We start from the raw sequence: 26,878 nt of genomic DNA on the forward strand, positions 1-26,878 counted from the left end.
TGCCCCGCTCCTCCTGCCCGGCTACCCCGGTCTCTCCCCCGGTCAGCCCTCCGCGAGCAGCCGCCGGACCAGTGCGGGCAGCGCCGTGCCGATCGGCTCGCGGATCACCTCGTCGGCCACCGGGTCGTACGGGGTCGGCTCGGCGTTCATCACGACCAGCCGGGCGCCGCCGTCCAGGGCGACCTGGACGAGCCCGGCGGCCGGGTACACCTGGAGGGTGCTGCCGATCGCGAGGAACAGGTCGCAGGCCTTGGCGATCGTCTCGGCCTGGGCCAGCACCACCGGGTCGAGCGCCTCCCCGAACATCACCGTCGCCGGCTTGAGGATGCCGCCGCAGGCCGCGCAGGGCGGGTCCGGCTCCCCGGCCGCCACCCGGTCCAGCACCTCGCCCATCGGGCCACGGGTGCGGCACCGTACGCACTGCACTTCCCCTGCGGTGCCGTGCAGTTCGAGCACCTTGCGGGCGGGCAGGCCGGAGCGCCGGTGCAGCCCGTCGACGTTCTGGGTGAGGATCCGGACGGGGGCTCCGGAGCGCTCCAGCTCGGCCAGCGCGAGGTGGCCTGCGTTGGGCTCGGCCGCCAGGGCCCCGGCGTCGCGGCGCATCAGCCAGGCCCGGCGGCGGACGTCGGGGTCGGCGAGGTAAGGGCCGATGGTGACGAGCTGCTGGGCGTCCGGGTCGCGCTGCCAGACTCCGTTCGGGCCCCGGTAGTCGGGGATGCCCGAGTCGGTGGAGATACCGGCACCGGTGAGGACGGCGATCAGGGGACGCTTCGCGTTCATGCCCGGACGGTACGGGCCGGCCGGGCACGGCCGCCACCGGAAATCGGCGCCCTGCGCGGGTACTCCAGCAGGGCTTCGAGCTGCACGGCCGCGAACGCGGTCACCTCCCGGCCGCGCTGGTGGAGGAGATCCGCGCGCTCGCCCATCCGCCGCTGCCCTGGGACGCCCGGCCGGCCCGCTGGTTCGACGAGTTCGTGCCGTCCCCGCAGCCCGTCCGCAGCTACGCCCGCCCGTCCCGGCGGCAGGCCGCCACCCCGGACATCCCGCGGGCGGGGCGGTACCACCCGCCGGAGGAGGTGGCCCGCTGCACCTTCGGCGTGCTGCTGGACACCTCCGGCTCGATGAGCCGGACCCTGCTCGGCAAGGCGCTGGGGGCGATCGCCTCCTACGCCACCGCCCGGGACGTCGTCGCGGCCCGGGTCGTGTTCTGCGACGCCGCGCCGCACGACGCCGGCTACCTGCCCGTCACCGAGATCGCCGGCCGGGTGCGGGTCCGGGGGCGCGGGGGCACCGTGCTGCAGCCCGGCGTCGACCTGCTGGAGCGGGCCGAGGACTTCCCCAGGGCGGCGCCCGTCCTGCTGATCACCGACGGCGAGTGCGACGTCCTGCGGGTGCGCCGGGAGCACGCCTACCTCCTCCCCCAGGGCGCCGGGCTGCCCTTCACCCCTCGGGGGCCGGTCTTCCGGATGCGCTGAACCGCCCCGTACGGTCCGCTACCGTGGGCCCGTGACCAGCGCCGACGCCCTGATGACCTGGCTGACCACCCGCACCGCCGAGGAGCTGACCGAGCTGCTCGAACAGCGCCGGCTGCCGTGGACCGGCGCCCCCGGCCTGGACGACCCCGCCCGGCTCGCCGAACAGCTGCTGGGGAACGCGTCGGTCGCCACCGCCCTGGCCGGGCTGAACGCCGCCGAGGCCCAGGTGCTGACCGCGATCGCGGTGCTCGCCGAGCAGCTGCACGGGCCCGCCCCGCGCGCCGCCGCCCCGGCCGGGCTGTCCGGCTTCGCCGGGACGCAGGCCGCCCACCGTCAGGGGCCCGGCGGCGGCTCCGGTCCGGACCCGGCCGAACGGGCCGTGCCACGCACGCTGCTGCTCGGGACGCTGGGCGGGCGGGCGGCCGCCGAGCTCGACGCGCTCGCCGGGCGCGCGCTGCTGCTGCCCCCGCACGACGACCTGCTGGTGGTGCCGGCGCTGCTGCACGAGCGGGTGCCCGAACTGCGGGGGCTCGGCCGGCCGGCCGGCCTCCTGCTCACCGCGGCCTACCGGGCGGGCGAGGTGGCCCGGGTCGCGGACGCCCTGGGCCTGCCGCGGAGCCGCGACCGGGACGAGGCGCAGCACCTGGTCGAGGAGCACCTGCGGGACGCCGGGCGCCTGCGCGCCACCCTCGCCGGCGCCCCGCCCGAGGCCGCCGCCCTGCTGGCCGTGCTGGTGGCCGGACCGCCCCGGCTGCGCACCTACTGCTTCGTCAGCGACACCGGCGGCTACTACGGGTCGGGCGGCAAGTTCCTGTTCCGGCCGGACGGTTCGGGCGACCCGGGCGCCGACTGGCTCGCCGACCGCGGCCTGCTGCTACCGGCCGGCCCGGACGTCGCCGAGCTGCCCCGCGAGGTCGCCCTGGCGTTGCGCGACCCCGACGCACCGCTGCCGTACGACCCGGTGCCGCCGGCCGTCCTGGCGCTCGTCCCGCTGCCGGCCGGCTGGGCGGGTGAGGCCCAGGCCACGGCCACCGCCACCGCCTCCCGGGTCGAACTGCTGCTCCGCTCGACGGCCGCGCAGCCCCTGGCCGTCCGCAAGGCAGGCGGCGTCGCCGTGCGCGACACCCGGCGGCTGGCCAAGGCGAGCGGTTCCTCCGAGGAGCAGGCCCGGCTCTGGCTGGACCTCGCCGCCAACGCCGGCCTGGTCGCCCCGCACCGGGACGCCCCGCCGCCGACCCGCGGCCGCCGGCCCGCACCGCCGCAGCCCGCCCGGATCCTGCCCACCACGCGGTACGACGAATGGCTGGTCGCCCCGCCGGCCGGCCGGCTGGTGCCGCTGATCGCCACCTGGGCGGTCACCCCCGAGGTGTTCGGCCACCGGCCGGCCGCGGAGGAGACCCCGGTGGCCCTGGTCACCCCGCAGGACCGGTACGCCGTACCGCTCCGGCACGCCCTGCTGGAGGCCCTGGCCCGGCTCCCCGACGGGTACGGACTCGGCCCCGCGGCTGCCACCGGCGACCTGGCGCTCGGCCAACTCCTCTCCGCCGCGGCCTGGTTCAGGCCCGGCCTGCACGACGAGGCGGACCGCGCCGGGACGGCCGGCGGAACAGCCACGGGAACGGCCGGCGGAGTGCCGGCCGGAACGGCGGGGGCGGCGCCCGGTGCGGACGCCCTGGGCCGGGCCGCCGCGACCCTGCGCGAGGCCGAACTGCTGGGCGTGGTCGCGCACGGCGCGCTCACCCCGGTCGGCCACGCGGTGCTGGGCCTGCTCCGGGCCGGCGCCGACCGCTGGTTCCCGGCCGTCCCGGGCACCGGTGTCCGGCTGGGCCGGCACCCGGCGCTGCACGCGGCCGTGGACGCCCTGCGCACCGCGCTGGCCGGTCTCGTCCCGCCGCCCCGCACCACCGCCCGCTTCCAGGCCGACCTGACCGCCGTGGTCGCCGGCTCGGCGGCGCCCGAACTCACCGAGCTGCTCTCCTCGGTGGCCGACCGCGAGTCCGAGGGCCATGCCGTGGTGTGGCGGATCGGCCCGGCCTCCGTCCGCCGCGCCCTCGATGCCGGCTCCGACGCGACCGAGCTGGCGGCCCGGCTGGCCGAGGTCTCCGAGGGCGGCCTGCCGCTCCCGCAGGCGCTGGAGTACCTGCTCAAGGACACCGCCCGCACCCACGGCCGGATGCGGGTGGTGCGCAGCGCCTGCTGCGTCCGCTCCGACGACGAGGCACTGGTGCTGGAGCTGTCCAAGGTCCGCTCGCTGGCCAGGATCGGCCTGCGCCGGATCGCCCCCACCGTGCTGATCAGCACCGCGCCGCCGGAGGAGACGCTGGCGGCGCTCCGGCAGGCCGGCTACGCGCCGGTGCTGGAGGCGGAGACCGGCACCACGGTGGTGGAGCGGGCCGCCGAGGAGCGGGCCGAGAACCCGATGCCCTCGCTGGCGCAGGCCCGCCGGTTCCTGGGCCGCGGCCCAGGAACGCCCGCCGAGCTGGCGGCGGCGGTGCTGGGTCTCGCTCCGGCCGCCCCGCCGGAGGACTGACCTCCCCCCCGGGGGGCGCCTTCGCCCCCCGAGGGGGGTCTCCGGCAGGGCGGCCGGCAGCACCGCCGACCCTGAGGCCCTCGGGCCGCCCGCTCAGAGCAGGCGCTTGATCTCACCGCGGGCCCGGTAGAAGCCGCCGGTGCCCGACTCCAGCACCTCGGCGACCAGGTACCGGGCGCCGGGCACCCGGATGTCCTTGGGGAACTGCACCCGCCGGGCGGGGTCGAAGCCGGCGCTGACCACCCGGATCCTGGTCCGGCTGCCCTCCTGGACGCACTCGACCTCTACCCCGCCGGCCAGCACGGCCTGGTCCGCGCTGACGGTCTCCAGCTCCACGCCCGGCACCACCCGCTCCCAGCCCGCGGCCTTGACGTCCGCGGTCCGCGGCAGCCGGCCGCCCTCGGCCGCGCGCACCGCCTCCTCGCTCGCGTCCAGGCAGGCCAGCGAACCGTCGGTGGTCACCAGGTAGAGCCGCCCGTCGCGGTACTGCATGCTGTACGCCGACCCGCAGCCGGTGCCGAGCTTCCAGAGCCGGGTGCCGTCGGCGGCGAAGCAGTACACCGAGGAGTGGTTGTCGCCCGCGAAGACGTACTGCCCGTCCGGTGAGGTGGCGCAGGAGAACACCGCCGCGTCGCACTTGTAGCGGGCGACGGTCGAGCCGTCGTCCTTGCGCAGCCGGTACACCCAGCCCCGGGAGGTGCCGGCGAAGACCTCGCCGGGCTCCTGCCAGCCGAACAGCACGTCGCCCTGGGTGTCGGTCCGCCAGAGCTCCTCGCCGCCGCGCGACGAGTAGCGGGCCACCCCGCGGGAGTGCCCGTGGTAGACGCCGTCCTCGTCGCAGCGCACCATCCACCCCGAGCTGCCGGCGCCCTTGCGCCGCCACTGGAACTCGTCCTCGTGGTCGACCGTGGTGATCCCGCCGGCGCCGTCGGAGACCCCGAGCACGCCGTCGTGGATGTCCAGCCAGTAGATGTCGACGTCGGCGGCGATCTCGTACGCCACCCGCGGGATCTTGCCGCCGAGGTCGTAGACCCGGCCGTCGTCGCAGCCCGCGTAGATCCAGTGGTCGTCGGCGACGATGCACTTCACGCCGTCCGGCAGCCCGTAGCGGCCGGTGACCTCGCCGTCGTGGGTGAGGGTGTAGACGTCGCCGGCCTCGTTGCCGACCCAGGCGTGCTCCTCGCCGACGAAGATCCCGAACGCGGCCGCGCCCGACTTGAACCGCCACAGCACCGGGGCCTGGCTGGCGCTCGACCGGCTGCTGGTGATCGCCCGGCGGGTGACCGCCCGCTTCTGCCGCACCCCGCGCTGCGCCGGGGCGTACCCCTTGCGGACCTTCTCGCCGACCTTCTTGGCGGCGGCCGCGGCGGCCTTCTCGGGCGACGGGTAGGCCGTCGTCCTGGCCTGGCCGGGCTCGCCGATCCGCCCGTAGGTGATGGTCAGCGAGGCGCCGGCCTGCCGCACCTCGTAGAACTTGTGGGCGCTCCCGCTGCCCTCCTCCTCGGACAGCTCCAGGTAGGTGACCTGCTCGGCCTGGGCGGCGGAGACGGTGGTGGCGGCGGTGGTGGACATCGGCGGTCCCTCCCGGGGAGTCGGCAAGACGGCGGTCGGCGGGCTGGGGGTGGCGTGCGGCCCCGGCCGCGTACGGCCGGGCGGCCGGCGGGCGCTGCGGCGCCTTCCGTCGACAAGGAGAACCTATGTGCCACCACCGACAGTTGACCGGCCGTCCGGGGACCCGCGGCAGCGCGCGGGGCCGGCGGCGTCAGAGCGCCGCGGCCGCCGGGCGGCCGGCCGGGGCGCCGAGCCGGGCCAGCGGCGCCAGGGCGGCCAGCCAGAGCGCCGCGCCGACCGCGATGAAGTCCAGGTCGGCCGCCATCAGCACGGTGCCGGCCAGCACCAGCGCCGGGCTCCACACCAGGACCCGGCGGGCCCGGCCGGCCGCCAGGACGACCAGCAGCGCCAGCAGGCCGAGGTAGAACAGCACCGGTCCGACGGTGTAGAAGGCCGGCAGGACGCCCGGGTGGCCCTGGATCCGGTCGAACAGCTGGTTCTGCTCGGCCCGGTCGGCGGCCCTGGCCCCGACGTACAGGTCGATCACGGTCTGTCCGGCCGAGGCCAGCAGTCCGGCGAGGGCCAGGCCCGCCGCCAGGTTCGCGGCGGCCCGGCCGGCCGGGCGGCGCGGCGCGGCCAGCCGCCGCAGCCCGGCGAAGACCGGGACGAACAGCAGCAGTCCGGCGAGCAGGGCGAGGTGGCCGGCCGTCCAGCCGGGGCCGGGAGCACGGGAACCGTCGAGCAGCCGGATGCCGCCGTACAGACCCAGCAGGACCGGGGCGGCGATCGACGCGACGGCGGTGACACGGGAGTTGGTGCTGGCGGCCATGGTGGCTTCCTCTCGGGGCGGTGTGGTCCGACACCGCAGAGCCTGCCCGCCGGCGCCCGGCCGGCGGATCGCCCGTACCGGCGAACCGGCCGCCTCCCCCGCACGGGTGAGGGTCACCCCTCGCCGGCGACCACCGCGCCCGCCTCGTAGGCGAACACCACCGCGTGCACCCGGTCACGCAGGTGCAGTTTGGCCAGCACGTTGCTGACGTGCGTCTTCACCGTGTGCTCGCTGACCACGAGTTCGGCCGCGATCTCCGCGTTGGACAGGCCCCGGGCGAGCAGCCGCAGGGTCTCCCGCTCGCGGGCGGTCAGCTGCTCCAGCAGCCGGGAGGGCGCCCGGGCGGCGGTGACGGCGCCGGCCGGACGGCGGGCGGCGAACTCGCCGATCAGCCGCCGGGTGACCGAGGGGGCGAGCAGTGCCTCGCCGGAGGCCACCATCCGGACGCCGTGCGCGAGGTCGTCCCGGCGGACGTCCTTGAGCAGGAACCCGCTGGCCCCGGCGTAGAGGGCGTCGAAGACGTAGTCGTCGACGTCGAAGGTGGTCAGCATGATCACCTTGGTCTCCGGGTACCGCGCGCAGACCTGCCGGGCCGCCTCCAGCCCGTCCATCACCGGCATCCGGACGTCCAGCAGCAGGACGTCCGGGCGGTGCTCGCGGACCGCCTCGACGGCCTGGGCGCCGTCCGCCGCCTCGGCCACCACCTCGATGTCCGGCTGGGCGTCCAGGATCATCCCGAACCCGGCCCGCACCAGCTCCTGGTCGTCGGCGACCACCACCCGAATCGGATCCATCGCTCCGCTCCCCTTCTCCGTCGTCGTGTCCCGGACCGCTCAGGCCCGGGCCCGTTCCACCAGCACCGCCGCGCCCAGCGGCAGCCGCGCGCTCACCAGGAAGCCGGTGCCGTCGGCGCGCGGCCCGGCCTCGGCCCGGCCGCCGCAGGCCGCGGCCCGCTCGCGGATCCCCACCAGGCCGCGGCCGCCCGACCAGTCGCTCACCGCCCGGTCCGCCCGCGGCCGGACGCCCCGGCCGTCGTCGGACACCAGCACCTCCAGCACGTCGCCCGTACCGGTGACCCGGACCTCCGCGGCGGATGCGCCGGCGTGCTTGACCACGTTGGTCAGCGCCTCCTGCACGATCCGGAACGCGGTGGCCTCCACGTCCGCCGGCAGCACGTGCCCCGGCCCGGGCAGCTCCAGCCGGACCCGCACGCCCGCCTCCCTGACCCGCTCGGCCACCGCCCCCAGTTCGGCCAGCCGCGGCTGCGGCGCGAGCTGCGGGCCGGCCCCGTCCTCCTTCAGGACGCCCAGCACCCGCCGCAGTTGGACCATCGCGTCGCGGCCGGAGTCGGCGATGGTGTCGAAGGTCCGGATCGCCCGCTCGGGGTCGGACCGGACCACCACCGGCCCGGCCTCCGCCTGGACCACCATCAGGGAGACCGCGTGCGCCAGGATGTCGTGCATCTCGCGCGCGATCCGCCCGCGTTCCTCCGCCACCGCCCGGGCCGCGTCACTGGCCGCCCGCAGCCCCACCTCGTGCGCGCGCTCCGCCTCCACCCGGGCGAGCCTGCGCAGCTCGCGCACCAGGGACCCGAAGACGAAGGTGCCGACCGTGAGCAGCAGGCTGAACAGCATCCCGTCGGCGGAGCGGGTGCCGACGACGTTGGACACCACCACGACCGCCAGCAGCAGCATCCGCTGCCAGTCCCGCCCCCGGTCCGCGACGGTGTAGACGGCCAGCACGGCGTACACCGGGATCTGCGGCATCGAGGAGTGCGCCGCCACCGACACCCCCACCGAGACCAGCCCGCTGGCGGCGGCCACCGACATCGGCCGGCGGCGGCGCCAGGGCAGCGGCAGGGCGGTGCCGACCGCCAGCGCGTACACCCACCAGGGGCGGTCCACCTCGTCGTTCCACACCGACCAGACCGAGACCGCGGCCGAGAACAGCGCCAGCAGGCTGTCCAGCACGTACGGGTTCACCCCGGCGAGGCGCCGCCGCTGCTCCGCACTCCAACCGGCCACCCCGGCCGTCCAGTTCGCCACCACCGTGTCCACCCCTCCCCCGGGCGGGGGCCGGCCCGCCCCGTTCGGACGATCATGCCCTACCGGCGGGCGGCGCGCCCGGCCCTCAGGCATGACCGACCGTCACGTTGCCGGTCTCGGTCCGGGCGGTGATCCGCCGGGCGGCGGTGGCGTCGCCGGCCACCCCGACACGCACGTCGCCGGTCCGGGTCGCCGCCTCGACCGCGTACGTGCCCTCCTGCGGCACCTGCACCCGGACGTCGCCGGTGCGGGTGTCCGCCCGTACGTTCGCGGGCCCGGTGCGGAAGCTCGCCGAGACGCCGCCCGTCCGTGCCTCCAGCCGGACCGTCGGCGAGGTCAGCCCGCTCGCCCTCACGTCACCGGTGTCCGTCCGCACGTCGACCTCCGCGCCGAGCCCGGCGAGGGTGACGTCACCCGTCCCGTTCTCCACCCGGACGACCGTCCCGGCCGGCACCTCGACGTCGTAGCCGACCCCGCAGTCCCCGTCCGGGCAGCGGTAGCCGAGGGTGAGCGTGCCGTCCGCCGTGGTGTGGGTGGCGACCGGCTCCGCCGCGCGGTACGTCCGGCGCTCGGTGACCCGTACGGCGGCGCCGCCACCGGTGACCCTGATGTCGCCGGTGTGGCCCTGGACCACCAGGGTCCGCACCGGTTCGGCGACGCCGTAGACCACCACCCGCTCCTGGTCGTCCCCGACCAGGCAGCCGCTCATCCCGCCCACCACCGCCGCCGTGATCGCCAGCTTCGACCCGGCCCGCACCAGCACCCGACGCTTCATGTGTCCTCCTCGGCCTCCCGCCGCCCCGGCCCCCGGGGCGGCGGCACCGAGCCTCCCCCGGTGGCCACCCCCACCGGATCCCCCGCCCGGGCGGTCCACCGGCCTCCCCCGTACGAGGGAGAACCGGCGGAGCGACCTCGCGGGCGTACGACGAAGGGCCCGGAGGCTGATGCCTCCGGGCCCTTCACCTGCAAGTAGCGGGGACAGGATTTGAACCTGCGACCTCTGGGTTATGAGCCCAGCGAGCTACCGAGCTGCTCCACCCCGCGTCGGTAGACACGACACTACGCGACATACCGGCAGGCACCTAATCGGTTTCCCCGCCGACCGTCCCGGGGCGGGAGACGCGGCACGGGACGGGAGACGCGGCACGAAGGCGCTGCCGTGCCCGGGTACGGCAGAAGGCCCGGCAGATGATCTGCCGGGCCTTCTGTGCTACTGAGTAGCGGGGACAGGATTTGAACCTGCGACCTCTGGGTTATGAGCCCAGCGAGCTACCGAGCTGCTCCACCCCGCGTCGGTAGACACGACACTACGCGACATACCGGCAGGCACCTAATCGGTTTCCCCGCGGACGATCGCCTCCCGCCGGACGACCGTCCGCCCCGGGCGCCCGAGGGTCTGTCCCGCGGGCCTCCTCCGAGGGCCCGCGCGCCCGGCCCGCCCCCGCCGGCGAACCGCCCGAGGCCGCCGGGGACCTCTCAGGACCTCTCAGGACCTCTCAGGACCTCTCAGGACCGCTCGATCAGCGCGGCGACGCCGTCGAGGATCCGCTCCAGCCCGAAGTCGAGCGGGTCGTCGTCCGGCGGGGCGAAGGCCCCGGCCGCGATGGCCTCGGTCAGCGCGGGGAACCGGTCCCGATGCCGTTCGAGCAGTTCCGCGGTAAGGCGGTTCCACTCCTGGTCGGCCTGTTCGTCGCCGTCCGCGCGCTGCTGGGCCAGGCTCCGGATGTGGCCGATCACCAGCAGCACGGTGTGGTGCCGGTGCGCCGCGGACAGGCCCGTCCCGGCCAGCGCGGCCAGCGCGGCGTCGAGCCAGGAGAGCTGGTTGGGGCCCATCGCCTGGCGGCGCATCGCCGTGGCGGTCAGGATCCACGGGTGGCGGCAGTACAGGCCCCAGGACCGCCGGGCCCAGGCCGCCAGCTGCGGGCGCCAGCCGCCGGGGACGTCGGCCACCGCGGCGGCCGGCCCGAGCGCGGCGTCGACCATGAGGTCGACCAGGTCGGCCTTGCCGGGCACGTAGCGGTAGAGCGCCATCGTGGTGACGTCGAGTTCGGCGGCGACCCGCTGCATGGAGACGGCGTCCAGGCCTTCGGCGTCGGCGATCCCGATGGCGACGACGACGATCCGGGCGGTGGTCAGCGAGGGCCTGGGTCCACGCCTGGGCGGCTCCTGCTCGCCCCACAGCAGCGCCAGGCTCGTGGCCGGGTCGCGCTTCTCCGTCTTGCTCCTGGCCAACGGGGCCGCCTCTCCTCGGTTCCGTGCCGCCCCGACCTGTTGACGGCGCATAGAACTGTGTATACCTTAAACTCAATTGCTTATGCAGTACACAGTAACTGGGGGTCACCATGCTCGGCACCGTCCTCGCCGCTTCCACCGCCGTCCTCGCCGCACCCGTCACCGGTCTCCTCGGCCACCGGGCCCTGCGGCGCTCCCGCAACGCCCGGCTGATGCGGATCGGCACACCGGACGGCATCGACGAGCAGGGCTACGTCCGGATCGGCGGCATCGAGCAGTGGATCTCGGTCCGCGGCGAGGACCGGCACAACCCGGTGCTGCTGGAGCTGCACGGCGGCCCGGGTGCCCCCACCTCCGTCTTCGGCCCCCGCACCCGGGCGTGGGAGCGGCACTTCACGATCGTCCGCTGGGACATGCGCGGTGCGGACCGGACCCTCGCCCGCAGCGGCGCCGACGGCCAGGGCGGGCCGACCTTCGACCAGGTGCTCGCGGACGCCGTGGAGGTCACCCGGCACCTCCGGGTCCGGCTCGGCGTCGACCGGGTTCTCCTGGTCGGCAGCTCCTACGGCAGCGTCCTCGGACTGCGACTGGCCCGGTCCCACCCCGAGCTGTACTCCGCCTACGTCGGCACGGACCAGAACATCCACGACGCCGGCCGCGACACCTCCACCCACCGGGCCCTCCTGGAGCGCCTGCGCGCCGCCGGCAAGCGCAGGGACCTCGCCGCCGTCGAGGCCATGGGGCCCGACCGGCACCGTTGGACGGCCCGCCAGCGGGCCGCCTACGCCAAGCTCTCCGCCACCAGCGACCCGATGACGCTGCACACCATGCGCACCGTGGTCATCGGCTCCCTCTGGCTCTCCCCGCTGCACTCCCTGCGCGGCATCGGGAGCTACTTCAAGGGCATGAGCCACTCCGAGACGATCACCGACGGCACCGGCCACTTCGACGACTGGGCCGACGGCACGGACTTCGACGTCCCGTTCTTCGTCTTCCAGGGCGCCCAGGACGTCCTCACCCCGCCCGAGCGCGCCAGGCGCTTCTTCGACGACGTCCGGGCCCCGGTCAAGGGCTTCGCCCTGATCGAGGACGCCGGCCACTTCGCGGCCTTCCGCCACCCGGACCGCTTCCTGGAGCTGCTGCTGACCATGGTCCGCCCGGCGATCGGCGGTCCGACGGCCCGCCCGCAGGCCGGCTGACGGCCCGGCGACAGCCGGAAACGCCGCAGGGCGGCCACCCCCGAGGGGGCGGCCGCCCTGCGGCGTACCTGGTACGGACTGTCAGCCGGTGTACGGGCCGTAGTCGTAGTCGTCCAGCGGGACGGCCTGGCCGGAGCCGGCGCCGAAGGGCGACAGGTCGTAGTCGTCGTAGCCGACGGCCGAGTACATCGCGGCCTTGGCCTCTTCGGTCGGCTCGACCCGGATGTTGCGGTAGCGGGGCAGACCCGTACCGGCCGGGATGAGCTTACCGAGGATGACGTTCTCCTTGAGGCCCAGCAGCGGGTCCGACTTGGCGTGGATCGCCGCGTCGGTGAGGACCCGGGTCGTCTCCTGGAAGGAGGCGGCCGACAGCCAGGACTCGGTGGCCAGCGAGGCCTTGGTGATACCCATCAGCTGCGGACGGCCGGAGGCCGGGTGGCCGCCTTCCGACACCACGCGACGGTTCTCCTGCTCGAAGCGGCCGCGCTCGACGAGCTCGCCCGGGAGCAGCTCGGCGTCGCCCGACTCGATGATCGTCACGCGGCGGAGCATCTGCCGGATGATGATCTCGATGTGCTTGTCGTGGATCGACACGCCCTGCGAGTTGTAGACCTTCTGGACCTCGGCGACCAGGTGGATCTGGACGGCACGCTGGCCCATGATCCGCAGCACGTCGTGCGGGTTGGTGGCACCCATGGTCAGCTTCTGGCCGACCTCGACCGCCTGGCCCTCGCTGACGAGCAGCTTCACACGCTTGGAGACCGGGTAGGCGATCTCGTCGGTGCCGTCGTCCGGCGTGACGACGAGCTTGCGGGTCTTCTCGGTGTCCTCGATGCGGACCCGGCCCTGCGCCTCCGAGATCGGGGCCACACCCTTGGGGGTACGGGCCTCGAAGAGCTCGACGACACGGGGCAGACCCTGCGTGATGTCGTCACCGGCCACACCACCGGTGTGGAAGGTACGCATGGTCAGCTGGGTACCGGGCTCACCGATGGACTGGGCGGCGATGATGCCGACCGCCTCACCGATGTCGACCAGCTTGCCGGTGGCCAGCGAGCGGCCGTAGCAGAAGGCACAGGTGCCGACGGCCGACTCACAGGTCAGGATCGAGCGGGTCTTGACCTCGCTGATGCCGTGGCGGATCAGCTCGTCGATCAGCACGTCACCGAGGTCGGTGTTCGCGGTGGCCAGGAGCTTGCCGTCGACCGTGATGTCCTCGGCCAGCATGCGGGCGTAGACGCTGGTCTCGACGTCGTCCGTCTTGCGCAGGACGCCGTTCTCGACCGTGCCGATGGCCAACTTGAGGCCGCGCTCGGTCCCGCAGTCCTCCTCGCGGATGATGACGTCCTGGGAGACGTCGACCAGACGACGGGTGAGGTAGCCGGAGTCCGCGGTACGCAGAGCGGTGTCGGCCAGACCCTTACGGGCACCGTGGGTGGAGATGAAGTACTCGAGGACGGTGAGGCCCTCACGGAACGACGCCTTGATGGGACGGGCGATCGTCTCGTTCTTCGCGTTCGACACCAGACCACGCATACCGGCGATCTGACGCATCTGCATCATGTTTCCTCGAGCACCGGAGTCCACCATCATGAAGATGGGGTTGGTCTTCTCGAAGTTGGCGTTCATCGCCTCGGCGACCTCGTTGGTCGCCCGGGTCCAGATGCCGATGAGCTCCTGCTTGCGCTCGTCGTTGGTGATCAGACCGCGCTCGTACTGCTTCTGGATCTTCTCGGCCTGCGCTTCGTAGCCCTCAAGGATCTGGGCCTTCTGCGGCGGGACGACGACGTCCGAGATCGAGACGGTGACACCCGAGCGGGTGGCCCAGTGGAAGCCGGCCGCCTTCAGGTTGTCCAGGGTCGCCGCGACGACGACCTTGGGGTAGCGCTCCGCCAGGTCGTTGACGATCGCGGAGAGCTGCTTCTTGCCCACCTCGTAGTCGACGAACGGGTAGTCCTCGGGCAGCAGCTCGTTGAAGAGCGCGCGGCCCAGGGTGGTGCGCAGACGGAAGGACTCGCCCTCGAACCAGGCCGGCGTGCCGTCCTCGTCGACCGGCGGGGTCCAGCCGCGCGGCGGGACGGTGCCGATCGGCAGGCGGACGTCGATGACGGCCTGGACGTCCAGCTCCTTGGCGTCGAACGCCATGACGGCCTCGGCGGTCGAGGAGAAGGAACGGCCACCGCCCTTCACCTGCTCGCGGTCCGAGGTCAGGAAGAACAGACCGAGCACCATGTCCTGGGTCGGCATGGTGACGGGGCGACCGTCGGCCGGCTTCAGGATGTTGTTCGAGGACAGCATCAGGATGCGGGCCTCGGCCTGCGCCTCCGCGGAGAGCGGCAGGTGGACGGCCATCTGGTCACCGTCGAAGTCCGCGTTGAACGCGGTGCAGACGAGCGGGTGGATCTGGATGGCCTTGCCCTCGACCAGCTGGGGCTCGAAGGCCTGGATGCCGAGGCGGTGCAGGGTGGGCGCACGGTTCAGCAGGACCGGGTGCTCGGCGATGACCTCTTCGAGGACGTCCCACACGACCGGGCGGGCACGCTCGACCATGCGCTTGGCCGACTTGATGTTCTGCGCGTGGTTGAGGTCCACCAGGCGCTTCATCACGAACGGCTTGAAGAGCTCCAGCGCCATGGCCTTCGGCAGACCGCACTGGTGCAGCTTGAGCTGCGGGCCGACGACGATGACCGAACGGGCCGAGTAGTCGACCCGCTTGCCGAGGAGGTTCTGGCGGAAACGACCCTGCTTGCCCTTCAGCATGTCGCTGAGGGACTTCAGGGGCCGGTTGCCCGGGCCGGTGACCGGACGGCCACGACGGCCGTTGTCGAACAGCGCGTCGACGGCCTCCTGGAGCATGCGCTTCTCGTTGTTCACGATGATCTCGGGGGCACCGAGGTCGAGAAGGCGCTTCAGGCGGTTGTTGCGGTTGATCACGCGGCGGTACAGGTCGTTCAGGTCGGAGGTCGCGAAGCGGCCACCGTCCAGCTGCACCATCGGACGCAGGTCCGGCGGGATGACCGGGACGCAGTCCAGCACCATGCCGTTGGGCTTGTTGGTGGTCTGCAGGAACGCGGAGACGACCTTGAGGCGCTTCAGCGCACGGGTCTTCTTCTGGCCCTTGCCGGTGCGGATGATCTCGCGCAGGCGCTCGGACTCCTCCGCCAGGTCGAAGGTCTCGAGGCGGTCCTTGAGGGCCGCCGCGCCCATCGAGCCGGAGAAGTAGGTGCCGAAGCGGTCGCGCAGCTCGCGGTAGAGCAGCTCGTCGCCCTCGAGGTCCTGGACCTTGAGGTTCTTGAAGCGGGCCCAGACCTCGTCGAGACGGTCCAGCTCGCGCTGCGCACGGTCGCGCAGCTGCTTCATCTCACGCTCGGCACCCTCGCGCACCTTGCGGCGCACGTCGGCCTTGGCACCCTCGGCCTCAAGCTCGGCCAGGTCGGTCTCGGCCTTCTTGGCACGGGCCTCGAGGTCGGAGTCGCGACGGTTCTCGATCTGCTGGCGCTCGACCGAGACATGCGCCTCCAGGGACGGGAGGTCGCGCTGGCGACGCTCGTCGTCCACCCAGGTGATCATGTAGGCGGCGAAGTAGATGACCTTCTCAAGGTCCTTCGGCGCCAGGTCGAGCAGGTAGCCGAGGCGGCTGGGGACACCCTTGAAGTACCAGATGTGGGTGACCGGCGCGGCCAGCTCGATGTGGCCCATCCGCTCACGACGCACCTTGGCGCGAGTGACCTCGACGCCGCAGCGCTCACAGATGATGCCCTTGAAGCGGACGCGCTTGTACTTGCCGCAGTAGCACTCCCAGTCCCGGGTGGGGCCGAAGATCTTCTCGCAGAAGAGCCCGTCCTTTTCCGGCTTCAGGGTGCGGTAGTTGATGGTCTCCGGCTTCTTGACCTCGCCGTGCGACCACTGGCGGATGTCGTCGGCGGTCGCGAGGCCGATGCGGAGCTCGTCGAAGAAGTTGACGTCAAGCACTGGTCGTCAAGCCCTCTTTCGTAAGTCGAAAGTCGTTCATCTGGTCTGAGGGGGCCTGGGGGCGGGCCGGCTGCTCCGGGGAGCAGCCGGCCCCACCTCCGTCAGACCTCTTCGACGCTGCTCGGCTCGCGCCGGGACAGGTCAATGCCGAGCTCCTCGGCGGCGCGGAAGACGTCCTCGTCGGAGTCCCGCATCTCGATGGACGAGCCGTCCGAGGACAGCACCTCCACGTTGAGGCAGAGCGACTGCATTTCCTTGATGAGGACCTTGAAGGACTCGGGAATGCCGGGCTCGGGGATGTTCTCGCCCTTGACGATGGCCTCGTAGACCTTCACGCGGCCGAGGACGTCGTCGGACTTGATGGTGAGGAGCTCCTGCAGCGCGTAGGCCGCGCCGTACGCCTCGAGGGCCCACACCTCCATCTCACCGAAGCGCTGACCACCGAACTGCGCCTTACCACCGAGCGGCTGCTGGGTGATCATCGAGTACGGGCCGGTCGAACGGGCGTGGAGCTTGTCGTCGACCAGGTGGTGCAGCTTGAGGATGTACATGTAGCCGACCGAGACCGGCATCGGGAACGGCTCGCCGGAGCGGCCGTCGAACAGCCGGGCCTTGCCGGTGGAGTTCACCAGGCGCTCACCGTCACGGGTGAGGGTGGTGTTGTCCAGCAGGCCGGTGATCTCGTCCTCGCGGGCGCCGTCGAAGACCGGGGTGGCGAGGTTGGTGCCACCCGTGACCGTGTCGGCGCCGATCGCCTGCAGGCGCTGGGCCCACTCGTCGGCGAGGCCGGAGACGTCCCAGCCCTGCTTGGCGAGCCACCCGAGGTGGATCTCCAGGACCTGTCCCGGGTTCATTCGGGACGGGACACCCAGCGGGTTGAGGATGATGTCGACCGGGGTGCCGTCGGCGAGGAACGGCATGTCCTCGACCGGCAGGATCTTGGAGATGACACCCTTGTTGCCGTGACGGCCGGCCAGCTTGTCACCGTTGGTGATCTTGCGCTTCTGGGCCACGTAGACCCGGACCAGCTGGTTGACGCCCGGGGGCAGCTCGTCGCCCTCTTCGCGGTCGAAGACGCGGACGCCGATGACCTTGCCGGACTCACCGTGCGGCACCTTCAGCGAGGTGTCGCGGACCTCACGGGCCTTCTCGCCGAAGATCGCGCGGAGCAGGCGCTCCTCCGGGGTCAGCTCGGTCTCGCCCTTGGGCGTGACCTTGCCGACCAGGATGTCGCCGGTGACGACGTCCGCGCCGATGCGGATGATGCCGCGCTCGTCGAGGTCGGCGAGGACCTCCTCGGAGACGTTCGGGATGTCCCGGGTGATCTCCTCGGGGCCCAGCTTGGTGTCACGGGCGTCGACCTCGTGCTCCTCGATGTGGATCGAGGAGAGGACGTCGTCCTGCACGAGGCGCTGCGACAGGATGATCGCGTCCTCGTAGTTGTGACCCTCCCAGGACATGAACGCCACGAGCAGGTTCTTGCCGAGCGCCATCTCACCCTGGTCGGTGCACGGGCCGTCGGCCAGCACCTGGTTGACCTCGACCCGGGCGCCCTCGTCCACGAGCACCTTCTGGTTGAAGGAGGTGCCCTGGTTGGAGCGGGTGAACTTGGCGGCGCGGTACGTGGTGTACGTGCCGTCGTCGTTGGCCACGGTGACGTAGTCGGCCGAGACCTCCTGGACGACACCCGCCTTCTCGGCCGTGATGACGTCGGCGGCGTCGACCGCGCAGCGGTACTCCATGCCGGTGCCGACCACGGGTGCCTCGCTCTTCAGCAGCGGCACCGCCTGGCGCATCATGTTGGAGCCCATGAGCGCGCGGTTGGCGTCGTCGTGCTCGAGGAACGGGATCATGGCGGTCGCGACCGACACCATCTGGCGCGGCGAGACGTCCATGTAGTCGATCTCGGAGCCCGGGATGTAGTCGATCTCGCCGCCACGGCGGCGGACCAGGACACGGGGCTCGGCGAAGTGCAGGTCCGCCGTCAGCGGGGCGTTGGCCTGCGCGATGACGAAGCGGTCCTCCTCGTCGGCGGTCAGATAGTCGACCTGCTCGGTGACGATGCCCTCGACGACCTTGCGGTACGGGGTCTCGATGAAGCCGAACGCGTTCACCCGGCCGTAGGACGCGAGCGAGCCGATCAGACCGATGTTCGGGCCTTCGGGGGTCTCGATCGGACACATGCGGCCGTAGTGCGAGGGGTGGACGTCACGGACCTCGAAGCCGGCGCGCTCACGGGACAGACCACCGGGGCCCAGCGCGGACAGACGGCGCTTGTGGGTCAGGCCCGACAGCGGGTTCGTCTGGTCCATGAACTGGGACAGCTGGCTGGTGCCGAAGAACTCCTTGATGGAGGCGACGACCGGCCGGATGTTGATCAGGGTCTGCGGCGTGATCGCCTCGACGTCCTGGGTGGTCATGCGCTCGCGCACGACGCGCTCCATGCGGGCGAGACCCGTACGGACCTGGTTCTGGATCAGCTCGCCGACGTTGCGCAGGCGACGGTTGCCGAAGTGGTCGATGTCGTCGACCTCGACGACGATGTCCCGGCCCTCGGTGTCACGCCACTCGGTCTCGCCGGCGTGCAGCTTCACCAGGTACTTGATCGCACCGATGATGTCGGGCTCGGTGAGCACGCCGGAGTCCAGCGACTCGGCGTTGCCCAGCTTGCGGTTGACCTTGTAACGGCCGACCTTCGCGAGGTCGTAGCGCTTCGGGTTGAAGTAGAGGTTCTCCAGAAGCGTCTGCGCGGCCTCGCGCGTCGGCGGCTCGCCCGGACGCAGCTTGCGGTAGATGTCCAGCAGCGCGTCGTCCTGGCCCTGGGTGTGGTCCTTCTCCAGGGTGGCGCGCATCGACTCGTACTCGCCGAACTCCTCGAGAATCATCTCGTTGGTCCAGCCGAGGGCCTTCAGCAGCACGGTGACCGACTGCTTGCGCTTGCGGTCGATGCGGACACCGACCATGTCGCGCTTGTCGATCTCCATCTCCAGCCAGGCACCACGCGAGGGGATGACCTTGCAGGAGTAGATGTCCTTGTCGGACACCTTGTCCAGGGTGGAGTCGAAGTACACACCCGGGGAACGGACCAGCTGCGAGACCACGACACGCTCGGTGCCGTTGATCACGAAGGTGCCCTTGTGGGTCATGAGCGGGAAGTCGCCCATGAAGACCGTCTGAGACTTGATCTCACCGGTCTCGTTGTTGGTGAACTCGGCGGTGACGAAGAGCGGGGCGGCGAACGTGAAGTCGCGGTCCTTGCACTCGTCGATCGAGTTCTTCGGCGGCTCGAAACGGTGGTCGCGGAAGGTCAGCGACATCGACCCGCTGAAGTCCTCGATCGGGGAGATCTCTTCGAAGATCTCCTCCAGACCGGACTTCGTGGGGACGTCCTGACCACTCTCCAGGGCCGCCTCGACGCGAGACTTCCAGGCCGCATTGCCGAGGAGCCAGTCAAAGCTCTCGGTCTGCAGGGCCAGGAGGTTCGGAACCTCGAGGGGCTCCTTGATCTTCGCGAAGGAAACGCGGAGCGGGGCGGTGGAATTAGCGTTGTTCGAGGCGTTGCGCGGCGCGGCCAAGAGGGGGGTCCTTCCGAGGGCTCGGAGCTCACTGCGCGCGTACCGGCCGGCCTCGACGGGCTGGTCCCACCCCCGGCGCCGTGGGTCTCAGCCGGGGTGGAAACCCCAGGTCAGAGCCGCTTTGCGGAGGCGGTGCCAGACCCCTTCAGGGCATCGCTCACTCCGGGCGACGAGTCACGGAGCAGCTAACAGGCAGCGCAAAGGGACAGTGTAGCCAATAGGCACACTGCTGTCCAGCTCTGATTCGGAGACCGAATCGGAGACTCCTCCCTGTCGCCACCCGGACGGCTCCGGGCCCCCTTCGGGGCCGGACCGCAGGGTGGTCCCTGCCCTCACGAACTGCCGCCGGCCCGCGCACTCCGGGCCACCGCGCCTCACATGGAGTCACTTCCCGCTGGGGCCTCCGAATATGCATCCAGGGCCTCGCCAACCGTCGGCGCTCTCCACGCACACGGCGCGCCTTGAGAATCGCGCGCCGGGTTCGGTTCGTCAAGGCCCTCACCGGAGTGCGGACCTCGTCCTACCTATCGTCCGAGACCCCTCCCGCGTTACAGAACCCGTGGTGAGGGCCGTTCCGGACGACAGCGATCACCCTACCCGCCCGGACCGACAGTGCCGAGGGGGCAATCGGCCACGATCGTGCAGCCACTTGGCCGGTCCTCGGACGGGCGTACGCAAAAAGGCCGGGCCGACCACCCGCAAGGGTGATCGGCCCGGCCCCGCGCCCCCTCAGAGGGGGCGGCGAGTCACTTGACGGTGACCTTGGCGCCAGCGGCCTCGAGGGCGGCCTTGGCCTTCTCGGCGGCCTCCTTGGCGACCTTCTCCAGGACCGGCTTCGGGGTGCCGTCAACGAGGTCCTTGGCCTCCTTCAGACCGAGGGAGGTAAGGGCGCGCACCTCCTTGATGACCTGGATCTTCTTGTCGCCGGCCGACTCGAGGATGACGTCGAACTCGTCCTGCTCCTCGACGGCCTCGACGGCGGCGGCAGCGCCACCGGCGGCGGCAACGGCGACCGGGGCGGCAGCCTTGACGTCGAACTTCTCCTCGAACGCCTTGACGAACTCGGACAGCTCGATGAGGGTCAGGGTCTCGAACTGCTCGAGCAGCTCGTCCTGGGACAGCTTCGCCATGATGGCGTCCTTCCACTAAATCGGCAGGTGCCGGATGTACGGGATGGCGGGCGTACGGGCCCGCTGCGGCCGGAGGTACCGGACGCTGAGTGCCTCACGCGTGAGCGTGAATTACTCGGCAGCCTCGGTGGTGTCCTCGGCCTCGGCGGGAGCCGGCGTACCGGCACCGCCCTGCTCGACCTTCGCGCGCAGTGCCTCGGCAGTGCGGGCGAACTCGACCAGCGGAGCCTGGAAGGTGGCCGCGGCCTTCGCCATGGACGCCTTCAGACCGCCGGCCAGCTTGGCGAGCAGCACCTCGCGGGACTCGAGGTCCGCGAGCTTCTTGATCTCATCGGCGGTCAGCGCCTTGCCGTCAAGGACACCGCCCTTGATGATGAGAGCGGGGTTGTCCTTGGCGAAGTCACGCAGAGCCTTCGCCGACTCCACCGGGTCACCGGTGACGAAGGCGACAGCCGTCGGACCCGCGAACAGGTCGTCGAGCTCCGTGATCCCGGCCTCATTGGCAGCGATCTTGGTCAGCGTGTTCTTCACCACGGCGTACTGGGCGTTCTCACCCAGCGAGCGACGCAGGTTCTTCACCTGCTTCACCGTCAGACCGCGGTACTCGGTCAGCACGGCCGCGTTCGAGGCACGGAACTTGTCCGTGATCTCGGCGACGGCAGCAGCCTTGTCGGGCCTTGCCATAGGCTTACGCCTCCTTCCGTGATGTCGAAGTCGGGCCGACCTGCGAAAGTCGACCATCTGCGCCTCGGACACGCCGGTCTGATCAGAAGGAGACACCCTGCAAAACAGTGAGAGCCCCGGTGCGCAGGCGCACGGGGCTCAGTGAGACCTCGACGGCCGGACGGCGAACCGTACGGACCGGAAGTCCAAGCTCCAAACACTCCTGCGCGGGCTGTCTGCGGTAAATCGCAGATCCTTCGGTCACCCCGCACCCTCACAGGCGCACGGCAACAACCAGCGGTCTTTGGCTTGCACCAAGGTAGCCCGGAACTCCCCGCGACGCCAAATCGCGGCGCCGGTGGCGCCCGCCACGTCGGCCGCGGCGGCCCGGACCCAGCCACCCCGGCCCGGACGCGCCCCCCTGCCCGGCCCCGCCCGGTCGGCCGCACCGCCCGGTCGGCGGGCCCGTCAGCGGGCGAGCGGCGAGGTGCTGCGGGTGCCCGTGTCGGAGGTGTCCGCCTCGGCCGGCGCCTGCACCGACAGGGCCCCGCCGAAGTCGGAGTACTGCACCAGGTCGTCGGCGCCGCCCTCGGGACCGGTCCCGGTCCGGCGGAGCTGGACGAGCTGGTCCTTGTCGTTCAGCCACAGGTCGAGGGTGAGCACGGTGGCGCCGCCCGGGGCGAGCGCCGTCCGCAGGCCGGCCCGGCGGGACTCGCTCAGCTGGGTCTGCGCCGCCGCGTAGCGCTCCGCGGTGGTGCTGACCTGGTAGTGCTGGAGCGTGTTGTCGTCGATCTTCTCCTCGCCGAGCAGCACCGGATCGGCCGCCGCCACCGCGGCGGTGAGCGCCACCACCGGGTTCAGCTCGTCCACCAGGCCCGCGTACGGGACCTCCTTGTGGCCGTCCGCGCCGGTCGCACCGCCGAACTTCTCCCAGTGCCGGCCGCCGAGCCGGGCCGCCGTGGCGTCGTCCCCGCCCTGGTAGGCCGTGGTGTCCATGACGATCAGCTGCTCGGCGGTGCCGGGCGTGCCGCGCTTGATCTGCAGGGCGGTCTTCGGCTGCCAGAACAGCAGGCCGGCGGCGCTGTCGGCGCCCAGCCGATAGGTGATCTTGGCCCGGCGGGCGGTCTGCATGGCCAGCTGCGCGGACAGCAGCACCCCGTGCGGCGAGCGGTCGGTGGGCTTGTCGGCGTCGCTCGGCGACGGGCTCGCACTGCTCGGCGTGCCCGAGGCGGAGGGGTCGGGCGGCTGGGCGGGCCCGCCGCCGCACCCGGCCAGCAGGCCCGCGAGCAGCACCGCGGCCACTCCGGCCGTCATCCGCCGCCGCGCCGCCATAGCCGTCTCCCGTCGGTCCGTCACCCGTCCTCCGGGCGCCCCGGGGCCGCCCTGGCGGGCCCCCGTCCAGCTCGTCCAGCGTGCACCGGCCGTCGGGCCCGCGCACGGGGGCCGCAGCCGGCCGGGCCGGCCGTGTTCGTCCCCGTGGCGGCCCGGGTCCCCGTACTCTCCGGTGCTCCGCGGCGGCGCGACTCCCCGTACCGCCGGTTCCCCGGCCGGGCCGTCCACCGCGGCGCCGCCGGACCCTGCGGGCCCGAACCGCTCTCCCCCTGCCCACCCACCATGTCACGCCGCCCCCGGCCGCCCGGCGGCGCCCTGCCCCCTGCCGGCCGCCGCGGACGGCGGGCGGCCGGTTCAGCCCGCGGAGGACGGCCCGGCGGGCCCGGCCGGCCCCGGTGCCCGGACTTCGAAGGCCACCCCCGGCTCGGAGACCACCGTGCTGGTCACCTCCGTGCCCGCCCGGCCCGAGGCGCTCTCGCGCAGCCGCAGCAGCTGGTCCCCCTCGCCGATCCAGATGTCATAGTCGAGGCTCTCCACGCCCTGCTGCTGGTAGTACGCGAGGACGACCGCGCGCCGTTCCGGAGTCAGGTTCTGGTCGGCGCCGAAGAGGGCGGCCACCGTGGCGCTGCCCCGGTAGTGGGTGGCCACCACCCCGCCCTCGGTGGCCGGCCCCACCTCGCTGAGCCGGCCGGCCAGCGCCACCAGGTGCAGCCGTCCCCCGGGGTTGGAGACCAGCGCGGTCAGCCAGCCGCCCGCGTAGCCGCCGGCCCCGGCGCCGCCCGGGTCCAAGGACTCCACCTCGGCGCGGTCGGCCTGCCGCCGGCCCGCCGCGCCGTCGCGCCCGAGGTAGCAGACCCCGTCCACCATGCGCAGCAGGCTCGGTCCGGAGGCGTCGGTGACCCGCAGGTCGGCCGCGTCCGCCGCGCCCCAGGAGAGGGTGCCCTCCGCGCTGCCCCGCCCGGCCGGCCCCTCCCGGTCGAAGCGCAGCCGGGCGCTGCCGACGTCGTCCAGGCCCTGGGCGGCGGCGAGCAGCACCTGCCGGGCCGGGCGGGAGGCGGTGGCGGCCGGGCCCGCCGCTCCGGGGCGGGCCTGCGGGCCCGGGTCGGCCCGGACGTCCAGGGTGGCCACCGCCGCGCCGAAGACCACCAGCGTGGCCACCACCCCCAGGGCCACTATTCGATCGGACGGCACAGCACTCCCCGGGGGACGGACGCGGGCACGGGCCAGCCGAGCGTAATCCGGCCCGCGGCGCCGCCGGCCGCCGGGGGCGTCTCGATCCGGGAACATCGCCCGCCGCCGCGGGCGGGAACGACGACGGGCCCGCACCCCCGGTGAAGGGGGTACGGGCCCGTCGTACGGTCTGGGTCACACCCAGGACGCGGCTGCTGGTCCGAGCACGGGGGCTCAGACGGCGGCCGGGTCCTCCTCGACCAGGAGGTTGCGGGTGCGGTTCGGGTCCACCTGGATGCCGGGGCCCATGGTGGTGGTGACCGAGGTCTTCTTGATGTAGCGGCCCTTGGCGGCGGACGGCTTGGCCCGGAGGACCTCGTCCAGCGCGGCGCCGTAGTTCTCGACCAGCTGCTCGTCGGTGAAGGAGGCCTTACCGATGATGAAGTGCAGGTTCGAGTGCTTGTCGACGCGGAACTCGATCTTGCCGCCCTTGATGTCGTTGACAGCCTTGGCGACATCGGGGGTGACGGTGCCGGTCTTCGGGTTCGGCATCAGACCACGCGGGCCGAGCACGCGGCCGAGGCGGCCGACCTTGCCCATGAGGTCCGGGGTGGCGACGACGGCGTCGAAGTCCAGCTTGCCCTTGGCGACCTCGTCGATGAGCTCGTCGGAGCCCACGATGTCGGCGCCCGCAGCACGCGCGGCCTCGGCACGCTCGCCGGTCGCGAAGACCAGGACCCGAGCGGTCTTACCGGTGCCGTGCGGGAGGATCACGGTGCTGCGGACCATCTGGTCGGCCTTGCGCGGGTCGACACCCAGGCGCATGGCAACCTCGACGGTCGCGTCGAACTTGGTGGTGGACGTCTCCCGGGCGAGGCGGATGGCCTCAAGGGGGGCGTAGAGGCGGTCGCGGTCAACCTTGGCGGCCGCGGCCGTCAGAGCCTTGCTGCGCTTCACTGCTGCTCCTGAATAGATAGCGGAGTTGTGGTTTGTCGGGCCGCGCAGGCCCTGCCACAGGGACGGCCGGTGCGTCCGCGCCGGCCGGAGAGGGGCTGGATCAGCCCTCGACCGTGACGCCCATCGACCGGGCGGTGCCGGCGATGATCTTCGCGGCGGCGTCCAGGTCGTTGGCGTTCAGGTCGGGGAGCTTCACGGTGGCGATCTCGCGGACCTGGGCGCTGGTGAGCTTGGCGACCTTGGTCTTGTGCGGCTCGGCCGAGCCCTTCTCGATGCCGGCGGCCTTCAGGATGAGGCGCGCGGCCGGCGGCGTCTTCGTGATGAAGGTGAAGGAGCGGTCGTCGTAGACCGTGATCTCCACCGGCACGATCATGCCGCGCTGCGACTCGGTCGCGGCGTTGTAGGCCTTGCAGAACTCCATGATGTTCACGCCGTGCTGGCCCAGCGCGGGGCCGACCGGCGGAGCCGGGTTGGCCGCGCCGGCCTTGATCTGGAGCTTGATGAGCCCCGTGATCTTCTTCTTCTTGGGAGGCATGTCTCTCCGGGTCCTTCTGAGAGGGGATGGTCGGTGTGTGCGGGAACCGGGGCGACACCCGGAGGGCACCACACACATCGGACCAGGCTAACGCGGATGCGTCGCTGGACCAAAACGATAAAGGGGGCGGGGCCGAAGCCCCGCCCCCTGCACCGAAGCCGTGGGTCAGTTCTTCTGGATCTGGTCGAACGACAGCTCGACCGGGGTCTCGCGGCCGAAGATCTCGACCAGGCCCTTGACCTTCTTCGAGTCCGGGTTGATCTCGTTGATGGTCGCCTGCAGGGTCGCGAACGGACCGTCGGTGACGGTGACCGAGTCGCCGACCTCGAAGTCGAGCACCTGGACCTCGACCGGCTTGCCGGGAACCGGCCGGCCGGCCTCCTTGGCCGCCTGGCGCTCCACGTCGGGGGCGAGCATCTTGACGACCTCGTCCAGCGTCAGCGGGTACGGGTCGTAGGCGTTGCCGACGAAGCCGGTGACACCGGGGGTGTTGCGCACGACGCCCCAGGACTCCGGGGTGAGGTCCATCCGGACCAGGACGTAGCCGGGGAGCTTGTTCTGGCGGATCGTCTTGCGGTCGCCGTTCTTGATCTGGACGACCTCCTCCTGCGGCACCTCGGACTGGAAGATGTAGTCCTCGACGTTCAGGGAGACGGAGCGCTGCTCCAGGTTCTGCTTCACGCGGTTCTCGTAACCCGCGTAGGTGTGGATCACGTACCACTCGCCGGGGGCGGTGCGCAGCTTCTCGCGGAACTCGGCGACCGGGTCGACCTCGACCTCCTCCTCGGCGGCCTCCTCGGCCTCCTCGGACTCGTCGGTGTCCTCGTCCTCGGCGACGGCCTCCTCGGAGACGTCCTCGTCCTCGGCCTCGTCGGACTCCTCGTGCAGCGCGGCGACCTCGGCGGGCTCATCGGCCTCGGCCTGGTCGAACGCCTCGGCCTCGTCCTCGTCACTGTCCACGGCGTCCACGATCTGCTCGGCGGACTCGGAGTCGGCGGCACTGTCAGCCAGCGCAGCCGCGTCCAGCTCGGCGGCGACATCCGCCTCGCGGACGGTCTCGTCGGCGTCGTACAGGGGGGACTCAGACACGGTGGCTGCTTCTTTCCTGGAGATGGTGAAGATGGCGCGCTCCGGGCCGCTCCGGCGCCGCGCTGCTCTCGCGGGCGCCCAGGAAAAACGACTCAGAGACTTCAACAGTACCGAGTCAACGGTAGCGGGCTCGTACGATCGCCGCCGACAGCTCGACCCGGGCCAACGGATCGGCCCGGGTCGGAGTGTGTGTTCGAGGTGCTGAGGTCAGCTCGGTCAGCCGAAGATCCACAGGCTGAGCTTGGCGAAGCCGAAGTCGAGGGAGGCCACCAGGCCCATGATCACGACGACGAAGACGACCACGACGGTGGTGTAGTTGATGAGGTCGCTCCGGCTGGGCCAGACGACCTTGCGCAGCTCCGCGATGATCTGCCGGTAGAAGAGCGCCAGCCGGGCGAACACGCCCTTCTTGGCGCGCTTGCCGGACTTCTTCTCACCGTCGCCCGAGCGCTTGGCACGCTTGCGGTCGCGGCGCGAGAGAGCCTTGTCCTCGCCGTCGACAGGCGTGGTCCCGTCAGCGCCTTCGGCACCCTCGGGGTTGCCGCTCTCAGGCGTTGCGGTGGAGCCCGTGGTCTCCGTCACTCGTCCTCACCT

The 26,878-nt window shown here is 72.3% G+C and carries 19 protein-coding genes, 2 tRNA genes and 1 pseudogene; 3 read left to right on the top strand and 19 right to left on the bottom strand.

Annotated features, from left to right (window positions below):
* Positions 1 to 42 precede the first annotated feature (42 nt).
* Complete coding sequence (locus IE329_RS12350) at positions 43 to 780, bottom strand: SIR2 family NAD-dependent protein deacylase (RefSeq protein ID WP_190210888.1); 738 nt, start codon at positions 778 to 780, stop codon at positions 43 to 45.
* A 56-nt stretch (positions 781 to 836) separates the two neighbouring features.
* Between IE329_RS12350 and IE329_RS12355 the strand changes: the two are divergent.
* Together IE329_RS12355 and IE329_RS12360 are read left to right on the top strand one after the other, a co-directional pair.
* A pseudogene (locus tag IE329_RS12355) lies at positions 837 to 1,475 on the top strand (DUF2201 family putative metallopeptidase); the annotation flags it as partial.
* 31 nt (positions 1,476 to 1,506) lie between these two features.
* Positions 1,507 to 4,005 (top strand): helicase-associated domain-containing protein, encoded by a 2,499-nt coding sequence (locus IE329_RS12360; RefSeq protein WP_190210889.1) that lies wholly within the window; start codon positions 1,507 to 1,509, stop codon positions 4,003 to 4,005.
* Positions 4,006 to 4,098: 93 nt separating this feature from the next.
* Here IE329_RS12360 and IE329_RS12365 read toward each other — a convergent pair whose 3' ends face one another.
* The 8 genes from IE329_RS12365 to IE329_RS12400 all read right to left on the bottom strand — a co-directional run bounded on the left by IE329_RS12365 (position 4,099) and on the right by IE329_RS12400 (position 10,662).
* The gene (locus IE329_RS12365; protein ID WP_190210890.1) at positions 4,099 to 5,577 is read right to left on the bottom strand and encodes a WGR domain-containing protein; all 1,479 of its coding nucleotides are present in this window, start codon (positions 5,575 to 5,577) and stop codon (positions 4,099 to 4,101) included.
* 190 nt (positions 5,578 to 5,767) lie between these two features.
* Positions 5,768 to 6,385, bottom strand: coding sequence for a hypothetical protein (locus IE329_RS12370; protein ID WP_190210891.1), 618 nt, complete (start codon positions 6,383 to 6,385; stop codon positions 5,768 to 5,770).
* Between the two features lie 113 nt (positions 6,386 to 6,498).
* Positions 6,499 to 7,179 (bottom strand): response regulator, encoded by a 681-nt coding sequence (locus IE329_RS12375; RefSeq protein ID WP_190210892.1) that lies wholly within the window; start codon positions 7,177 to 7,179, stop codon positions 6,499 to 6,501.
* Between the two features lie 39 nt (positions 7,180 to 7,218).
* Positions 7,219 to 8,442, bottom strand: a complete 1,224-nt coding sequence (locus IE329_RS12380) for a sensor histidine kinase (protein WP_229927379.1) — start codon at positions 8,440 to 8,442, stop codon at positions 7,219 to 7,221.
* A gap of 73 nt (positions 8,443 to 8,515) precedes the next feature.
* Positions 8,516 to 9,205, bottom strand: coding sequence for a DUF4097 family beta strand repeat-containing protein (locus IE329_RS12385; RefSeq protein ID WP_190210894.1), 690 nt, complete (start codon positions 9,203 to 9,205; stop codon positions 8,516 to 8,518).
* A gap of 195 nt (positions 9,206 to 9,400) precedes the next feature.
* Positions 9,401 to 9,474: transfer RNA gene (locus IE329_RS12390), tRNA-Met, on the bottom strand.
* Between the two features lie 174 nt (positions 9,475 to 9,648).
* Positions 9,649 to 9,722 (bottom strand) — tRNA-Met (locus tag IE329_RS12395).
* A 214-nt stretch (positions 9,723 to 9,936) separates the two neighbouring features.
* Positions 9,937 to 10,662, bottom strand: a complete 726-nt coding sequence (locus tag IE329_RS12400; RefSeq protein WP_229927380.1) for a TetR/AcrR family transcriptional regulator — start codon at positions 10,660 to 10,662, stop codon at positions 9,937 to 9,939.
* Positions 10,663 to 10,772: 110 nt separating this feature from the next.
* Here IE329_RS12400 and IE329_RS12405 point away from each other — a divergent pair, with 110 nt between their 5' ends.
* Positions 10,773 to 11,861, top strand: a complete 1,089-nt coding sequence (locus tag IE329_RS12405) for an alpha/beta fold hydrolase (RefSeq protein ID WP_190210896.1) — start codon at positions 10,773 to 10,775, stop codon at positions 11,859 to 11,861.
* Between the two features lie 81 nt (positions 11,862 to 11,942).
* Here the strand turns inward: IE329_RS12405 and IE329_RS12410 are convergent, their stop codons facing one another.
* The 10 genes from IE329_RS12410 to secE all read right to left on the bottom strand — a co-directional run bounded on the left by IE329_RS12410 (position 11,943) and on the right by secE (position 26,866).
* Positions 11,943 to 15,833, bottom strand: a complete 3,891-nt coding sequence (locus tag IE329_RS12410) for a DNA-directed RNA polymerase subunit beta' (RefSeq protein ID WP_190210897.1) — start codon at positions 15,831 to 15,833, stop codon at positions 11,943 to 11,945.
* Positions 15,834 to 15,934: 101 nt separating this feature from the next.
* Positions 15,935 to 19,408: a DNA-directed RNA polymerase subunit beta gene (rpoB, locus tag IE329_RS12415; protein WP_073924345.1), complete on the bottom strand. Its 3,474-nt coding sequence runs from the start codon at positions 19,406 to 19,408 to the stop codon at positions 15,935 to 15,937.
* 746 nt (positions 19,409 to 20,154) lie between these two features.
* Positions 20,155 to 20,538: a 50S ribosomal protein L7/L12 gene (gene rplL, locus IE329_RS12420; RefSeq protein ID WP_190210898.1), complete on the bottom strand. Its 384-nt coding sequence runs from the start codon at positions 20,536 to 20,538 to the stop codon at positions 20,155 to 20,157.
* A gap of 111 nt (positions 20,539 to 20,649) precedes the next feature.
* The gene (gene rplJ, locus IE329_RS12425) at positions 20,650 to 21,222 is read right to left on the bottom strand and encodes a 50S ribosomal protein L10 (RefSeq protein WP_073924347.1); all 573 of its coding nucleotides are present in this window, start codon (positions 21,220 to 21,222) and stop codon (positions 20,650 to 20,652) included.
* Positions 21,223 to 21,669: 447 nt separating this feature from the next.
* On the bottom strand, positions 21,670 to 22,533 hold the full coding sequence (locus IE329_RS12430; protein WP_229927381.1) for an SCO4651 family lipoprotein: 864 nt from the start codon (positions 22,531 to 22,533) through the stop codon (positions 21,670 to 21,672).
* A 354-nt stretch (positions 22,534 to 22,887) separates the two neighbouring features.
* Positions 22,888 to 23,724 (bottom strand): SCO4651 family lipoprotein, encoded by an 837-nt coding sequence (locus IE329_RS12435; protein ID WP_190210900.1) that lies wholly within the window; start codon positions 23,722 to 23,724, stop codon positions 22,888 to 22,890.
* A gap of 213 nt (positions 23,725 to 23,937) precedes the next feature.
* On the bottom strand, positions 23,938 to 24,660 hold the full coding sequence (gene rplA / locus IE329_RS12440) for a 50S ribosomal protein L1 (protein ID WP_190210901.1): 723 nt from the start codon (positions 24,658 to 24,660) through the stop codon (positions 23,938 to 23,940).
* Between the two features lie 100 nt (positions 24,661 to 24,760).
* Positions 24,761 to 25,195 (bottom strand): 50S ribosomal protein L11, encoded by a 435-nt coding sequence (gene rplK / locus IE329_RS12445; protein ID WP_190210902.1) that lies wholly within the window; start codon positions 25,193 to 25,195, stop codon positions 24,761 to 24,763.
* Between the two features lie 165 nt (positions 25,196 to 25,360).
* The gene (gene nusG / locus IE329_RS12450; protein ID WP_190210903.1) at positions 25,361 to 26,284 is read right to left on the bottom strand and encodes a transcription termination/antitermination protein NusG; all 924 of its coding nucleotides are present in this window, start codon (positions 26,282 to 26,284) and stop codon (positions 25,361 to 25,363) included.
* A 216-nt stretch (positions 26,285 to 26,500) separates the two neighbouring features.
* On the bottom strand, positions 26,501 to 26,866 hold the full coding sequence (secE, locus tag IE329_RS12455; RefSeq protein WP_190210904.1) for a preprotein translocase subunit SecE: 366 nt from the start codon (positions 26,864 to 26,866) through the stop codon (positions 26,501 to 26,503).
* Positions 26,867 to 26,878 lie beyond the last annotated feature (12 nt).

The organism is Kitasatospora indigofera (assembly GCF_014655955.1).
Classification (GTDB): Bacteria; Actinomycetota; Actinomycetes; order Streptomycetales; family Streptomycetaceae; genus Kitasatospora; species Kitasatospora indigofera.